This window comes from uncultured Thiothrix sp. (assembly GCF_937873765.1).
In the GTDB taxonomy this organism is placed as follows: domain Bacteria; phylum Pseudomonadota; class Gammaproteobacteria; order Thiotrichales; family Thiotrichaceae; genus Thiolinea.
In genome coordinates, this window is record NZ_CALMZC010000038.1 from 182709 (window position 1) to 189226 (window position 6518).

The following is a 6518-nucleotide window of genomic DNA, read 5'->3' on the forward strand; positions in this document are numbered from 1 at the left end:
ATTGCTTGAAATGTGATGAATAATTGGTATTACCATTTTAACTGTAATATAGAAAAGAAGCTATGACAAGTATTTATATACTAAATCAATGATTTTAAGCGAATTATAAATCTTGTTTTATAAGTAAAATTATTTATTGGTAAGACCAATTTAAAAACTGCTGAAGCCGTAGCATTGATTGAGTTAGTTATTTCCCTCCTGTATCGTGTTTTACTAAAGACGCAGTAGGAGGGTAAGTAGTGGGTTATGTAGTCGCTATCGGCGGTGCTAATCTTGATATTAGTGCTCGACCCAATGGCGTGGGGCTGGGGCGCGATTCTAATCGGGGCACGATCAGCACCAACTTTGGTGGCGTCGCCCGTAATATTGCCGAAAACCTTGCACGCTTAAATTTAGATTGTCACCTGATCAGTGCAGTCGGCGAAGATACAAATGGTCTAGCCTTGTTGCAGCAGACTAATAAGGTAGGTGTTAAGGTCGGGGACGTTTTGCGAGTTCCTAATGCGTGCACGGGGATGTATGTATCAGTCAATGATCTGCAAGGTGATTTGAGTATTGCGGTCAATGATATGGCGGTACTGAAACATTTGACCGTCGCTTACCTCATCGAAAAACAAGCCTTCCTAACGCAAGCAACTTTGATTGTTGCAGACACCAATCTTTCGCAAGACTGCCTAAATGCTTTATTCGAGCAAGTTACATTAGCCCCCATTTTCATTGATCCTGTTTCAGTGCAAAAAGCGCCAAAGATTCGGAATCAGTTAGCTAAGATTCATACCCTTAAACCCAACCGCTTGGAAGCTGAGCATTTGTCTGGGATACCACTAACCGATGATCAAGCACCCACTGTAGCAACTTGGTTTTTGCAACAAGGTGTAGCTAATATTGTGCTGAGTTTGGGTGAGCGCGGTCTGTACTGTGCCAATCAACATGAGCAAGGCTGGGTAAAACCGCTACCCGTCACAGTCTGTAATACCTCAGGGGCAGGCGACGCCCTAATGTCGGGGCTGGTTTATGGCTATTTAAGTGGCTATTCTTTATTAGACGCAGCGCGTTTTGCCCAAGGCTGTGCAGCCTTGACAGTTGGTGTGGCGCAAGCTAATTGCCCGAGTTTATCGGTTGCAGCCGTCATGCAGTTGTTAAACTCTTCGATGCAAATTATTCATTAGGATCGATATGAACTACCTTGATATTCATCCCGAAGTCGCTGCCAGCTTGGCTGCCAATCAGCCCGTGGTCGCACTCGAATCCACGATTATTTCGCATGGTATGCCTTACCCACAAAATGTCGAAACCGCACTTAAGGTCGAACAGGAAGTACGAGCGAATGGTGCTATTCCTGCCACTATCGCCATCATTAAGGGTCGCCTTAAAGCAGGTTTAAATAAGGATGAAATCGAGCAACTCGGTCAAGGTGGGCAAAGCATTACTAAAGTAAGTCGGCGCGATTTACCCTTGATAGTCGCACAAGGTAAAACGGGGGCGACTACCGTGGCGTCGACCATGATTATTGCCGCAATGGCGGGAATTCGCGTGTTTGCTACCGGCGGAATTGGCGGGGTGCACCGTGGTGCTGAGACGTCATTTGATGTATCTGCGGATTTGCAGGAATTGGCGCAAACGCCGGTGGCGGTCGTATGCGCTGGTGCGAAGTCGATTCTCGATTTGGGCTTAACCCTCGAATATCTTGAAACGCATGGCGTACCAGTGATTGGTTATCAAACCGAACAGCTACCCGCGTTTTTCACTCGTGGTAGTCAGTTTAAAGTCGATTACCGTTTGGATGATGCGGCCAGTATTGCACAAGTTATGTCGGCGAAATGGGTAATGGCTTTGAAGGGTGGCATGGTGATCGCTAATCCCATTCCTGAGCAATATGCGCTGCCAAGCTCTGCCATTGACAGCGCGATTGAGCAAGCTTTAGCTGAGGCTGTTGCACAAAAGATTGGGGGTAAGCAAGCTACTCCGTTCTTATTAGCACGAGTTTGTGAACTGACAGGGGGTGATAGTTTGGCCTCGAATATTCAACTGGTGCTGAATAATGCACGGCTTGCTAGTGCGATTGCTAAGGCCTATTGTGAGTTAGTGCGCTAAGCATCTGGCCAAGGCCGCAAAGTTTCGGTGGCAATCCATGCCTTCACCCACTCGGGTAGTTCCGGTTGCCAGTCGGGTCGCTTCATTACCTCTAAAATGGTTTGAGTCGGAAGAATTTTGCCTTTCTCGACCACGGCAGTACGAATTAAAGCTGAAGAATACCAGATTGCACCGATTTGATGGGTTTGTAAAAAGTAAAACCATTTTTCGTCATGCCCTAGCACACGGGTATGCTGCTCGTATCTCTGAAAAGGTTTTAAACGTTTGCGATAACGTACACTGCTACCGGCGACCACAAAACCCCACTTATTACGCTGCACTTCATGCCATAAGCCGGTACGCACTGAGAACACAAAGCGGCCAATATCAAACAAGGTCAAATGCCTCCCATTATTCATTTCCATGAATAGGTCGCAGTCACCCAACGTGACACGCATTGGCACAATACAGGTTTCATCTAAGTTCAAGCTGGGTGTGCGTTTAGCTTTTTGTACGGCTAGCCATAATCTGAAAAAAGGAAACATCGAGAAGTCTCTGTTAGCGGGATAAATGCCGCAAGGAGCGTAGTTTACGCGCTTCATCAGCATCAATCGATTTTAACGAATCTTCTACAAATGCTAAATGTTGTTCGGCTGCTTGGCGGGCGCGTTCTGGCTCACCAGCAAGCACTGCCTCCATCAGTTCACGATGTTGCTGGCTTAAGGGTTCAAACACCCGCGGTTGGGTATAAAGCTTATCGAGGTTATGTGAGATACTGTTTTGTAGTAAATCAAACAAACTACGCATCACATGCAAAAGCACTAAATTATGCGAGCCTTCCACAATCGCTAAATGAAAACTAGCATCAGCCCTCGCTTCTTGCATCGGGTCTGGATCACCATGTACAGCTAACATCTGCTCAAAGCAAACTCGAATGCGTTCCTTATCTTCATCTGTAGAGCGTAGAGCAGCATACCAAGCGGCATTTCCCTCTAGAGCATGGCGAATCTCCAAGACATCAAAACGGTATTCAGGATTTTCACGAAATAGTGTCAAGAGTGGGTCGCTAAAGCCAATAGGTTTGCTGCTTAATACATAAGTACCACCCCCTACACGGCTTTCTAACATGCCTTTGCTAATCAATTGTTGCAAGGCTTCCCGTACTGAGGGGCGCGATACCGCTAGTTGTTCAGCCAGTTGACGTTCTGCAGGTAGGCGTGTACCTAGTGGCCAATGACCACTAGCGAGTAAGCGCCCTAAATGTTCTGCCACTTGGGTGGCTTTACGCGGTTTAGTTGTGCTCATAATCAGTTAATTGGTAATACCAATTAACTATAGTGTTTTTCCTTAAACTTTGCAATGAATAAGACTAATGCTTAATTAGCATTTGACCAAGTTTTTATGCTAAATTAGCCCTCAGTCTCTTCATAAATTGGTATTACCAATCTGTAAAGAGTTAAGTATGCCGTTGCGAGTATCAATAATCATGAGCGCTGCCCACCAAGCCTTTTGCCAAAACCTCCTACAAACTTTGCCAGCAGAGCGTGTGCTAGATGATGAGTTTCATCGCCTCACTTATGGCACAGATGCAAGTTTTTACCGCTTGATTCCTGAAGTGGTAGTGAAGGTAAAAGACGAGGATGAGTTGCAATGGGTGTTGCGTTTGGCACGTGAACATCAGGTGTCAGTAACATTCCGTGCCGCAGGTACGAGTTTGTCGGGTCAAGCGGTGACCGATTCCGTGCTAGTCATGCTGGAGCTAAATAGCTGGCGTGAATTTAAGGTACTAGACGCAGGTGCAAAAATTAGCTTACAACCGGGCATTATTGGCTCACAGGCGAATCAATATCTAATGCCGTTTGGGCGCAAAATTGGTCCTGATCCTGCAACGCTGAATACGTGTAAAATTGGTGGGATTGCCGCGAATAATTCATCAGGTATGTGCTGTGGGACGGCGCAAAACAGCTATCACACCTTAAGTGGGATGCGAGTGGTTTTGGCGAATGGTACGGTGATAGATACCCGCACTGATGCGGGGCGGCAAACCGCACTGAATACGCAAAAACCACTCTTGAATGAGCTGACCAAACTTGCGACTGAAGTCCAAGCCAATCCTGAACTCACTGCTAAAATCCGCCATAAATATCGCCTGAAAAATACGACTGGTTATAGTATCAATGCCTTAGTCGATTACACTGACCCGCTGGAAATTCTCACCCACTTAATGATTGGTTCAGAAGGTACGCTGGGCTTTATCTCGGCGGTGCAATATCACACTGTGCCTGACTACCCACATAAAGCTACGTCTTTGGTATTGTTCCCGCATGTGGAAGCCGCTTGTTTAGCGGTGACTGCCTTGAAACCAGCGCCCGTTGATGCGGTGGAATTGATTGATGGCGCGGGTTTGCGCTCGGTACAGGGCAAGGCGGGTATGCCTGCTAATTTAGCGGACTTGAATTTGGATGCGGCGGCTTTATTGATTGATGTACGTGCACCCAATGCAGCGGAGTTGGCCAGAAAAATTGCTGAAGTGCACACTATCCTCAGCACTCAAACGCTGTTATTCCCTGCCGAATTTACTCAGGATCCTGTGCGATACGCGCAACTTTGGGGGGTGCGTAAAGGCTTATTCCCTGCGGTCGGTGCAGTGCGTCCAGTGGGAACGACGGTGATTATTGAAGATGTGGCCTTCCCGATTGAGCAATTGGCGGCAGGGGTGCGTGATTTGCAGGCGATTTTCGCCAAATACCATTACAGTGAAGCACTGATTTTCGGGCATGCGCTCGAAGGTAATCTGCATTTTGTGTTTACCCAAGATTTCAGCACCCCAGCAGAAGTGGATCGTTATGCTGGCTTTATGGACGATGTGGCGCAACTGGTGGCAGTGAAATACGGCGGCTCACTTAAAGCCGAACATGGCACGGGACGCAATATGGCACCCTTTGTCGAGTTGGAATGGGGGCAGGATGCTTATCAGCTAATGTGGAAAATTAAGCGCTTATTCGACCCTGAAAATCTGCTTAACCCGGGTGTAGTCTTGAATGAAGATCCGGCGATTCATCTTAAAAATCTCAAGCCCATGCCTGCGACGCATGAATTGGTGGATCGCTGCATTGAGTGTGGCTTTTGTGAGCCGGTTTGCCCCTCCCGCAATTTGACCTTGACTCCACGCCAACGCATTGTGGCATGGCGGGAGCATGCACGCCTCAAAACCAGTAAAAACCAAGTAGGCTTGCAGGCTTGGGATAAAGCCTTTGCTTATCAAGGTTTAGAAACTTGTGCCATTGATGGGCTGTGCTCTACGCGCTGTCCGGTCGGCATTAATACCGGTGAGTTAGTGCGAGCACTTAAAACTGAACAACACGGCGCAACGGCGAAGAAAATCGCTAGTTATGCGCAAACTCATATTGCACCCATTACCCAAATGACTCGTTTTGGCCTGAATGCAGCGGCCTTCAAAGGCAAAGTGTTGGGTAACGAAAACTTCACACGCATTACTCAAGGCTTTAGCAAACTTACCGGCGACCGCTCACCGATTTGGCACGATGCTATGCCACGTGGCGCTAAAGCGGCAGTGCCACAAGCGCAAGGTTCTAATGGCCAAGCGGTTTATTTTACAGCTTGCGTTACGCGCAGCATGGGCACAGCGGTTAGCGATTCTGAAACCCGTGATTTACCCGAGGTCATGCAAAGTCTGATGCAAAAAGCGGGTTTTGCAATTATTACCCCCAAAGTGGTCAGCAGCTTGTGTTGCGGCTTGCCCTTCGCGAGTAAAGGCTTGCCGGATCAGGCGCTTGAGTCGATGACTCAGTTAGAGGCTGCCTTGTGGGAGGCCAGCGAGCAGGGTAAATACCCGATTGTCTGCGATACCAGCCCCTGTACTTTGCGTTTGATTGAATGCGCGACTAAACCGATGCATTTTTATGAAACCGCTGGTTTTATCCACAAGTTCTTATTGCCGCATTTGACCCTGAAACCGCAAGATGAACCGATTGCTCTACATATCACCTGTAGTGCGCGCAAAATGGGCTTGGATAAAATTTTACGCGAATTAGTCAAACGCTGCGCCCCGCAAGTGATTGAACCAGAGGAAGAGGGCTGTTGTGGCTTTGGCGGTGATAAAGGTTTTATGACACCCGAATTGAATGCAGCGGCGTTGGCGCGTTTGAAACAGCAATTGCCGGAAGGCTGCCATGAGGGGGTTAGTAATAGCCGTACTTGTGAGATTGGTTTGACCTTGCATAGTGGGCGGCAGTATCGGTCAGTGGCGTATTTGGTGGAGCGGTGTTTGGGGTAGGGTTTGGCTTTATATTGGACGAAGACGCAGAGCTTTACTGCGTATTTCGTTGATAAGCTTGCTAAGTGTGCTTTGCTAACTATTTTAAATAGCCGGTCATGCACCAGAGGAGTTGAAGAGCCACTAAAGCGGTAGTAACTTAAGCGAT

At 47.6% G+C, this 6518-nt stretch carries 5 protein-coding genes; 3 read left to right on the top strand and 2 right to left on the bottom strand.

Annotation, left to right across the window (positions count from 1 at the left end; all coding sequences use genetic code 11):
* Positions 1-239 precede the first annotated feature (239 nt).
* Together Q0307_RS11085 and Q0307_RS11090 are read left to right on the top strand one after the other, a co-directional pair.
* Entirely contained in the window at positions 240-1169 is a 930-nt protein-coding gene (locus Q0307_RS11085) for a PfkB family carbohydrate kinase (RefSeq protein ID WP_298660511.1), read from the top strand.
* Positions 1170-1176: 7 nt separating this feature from the next.
* Positions 1177-2094 (top strand): pseudouridine-5'-phosphate glycosidase, encoded by a 918-nt coding sequence (locus Q0307_RS11090; RefSeq protein ID WP_298660514.1) that lies wholly within the window; start codon positions 1177-1179, stop codon positions 2092-2094.
* Here Q0307_RS11090 and Q0307_RS11095 read toward each other — a convergent pair.
* Together Q0307_RS11095 and Q0307_RS11100 are read right to left on the bottom strand one after the other, a co-directional pair.
* Positions 2091-2618, bottom strand: a complete 528-nt coding sequence (locus Q0307_RS11095; protein ID WP_298660516.1) for an acyl-CoA thioesterase — start codon at positions 2616-2618, stop codon at positions 2091-2093. The two genes, Q0307_RS11090 and Q0307_RS11095, sit on opposite strands and share 4 nt — an antisense overlap.
* A 13-nt stretch (positions 2619-2631) precedes the next feature.
* Positions 2632-3378 carry an FCD domain-containing protein gene (locus Q0307_RS11100; RefSeq protein ID WP_298660518.1) on the bottom strand — a complete coding sequence of 249 codons (747 nt, stop codon included), beginning with the start codon at positions 3376-3378 and terminating at the stop codon, positions 2632-2634.
* 181 nt (positions 3379-3559) lie between these two features.
* On the opposite strand from Q0307_RS11100, the gene Q0307_RS11105 reads away from it, so the two are divergent.
* Positions 3560-6370 (top strand): FAD-binding and (Fe-S)-binding domain-containing protein, encoded by a 2811-nt coding sequence (locus Q0307_RS11105; protein WP_298660520.1) that lies wholly within the window; start codon positions 3560-3562, stop codon positions 6368-6370.
* The last annotated feature ends 148 nt before the right edge of the window (positions 6371-6518 follow it).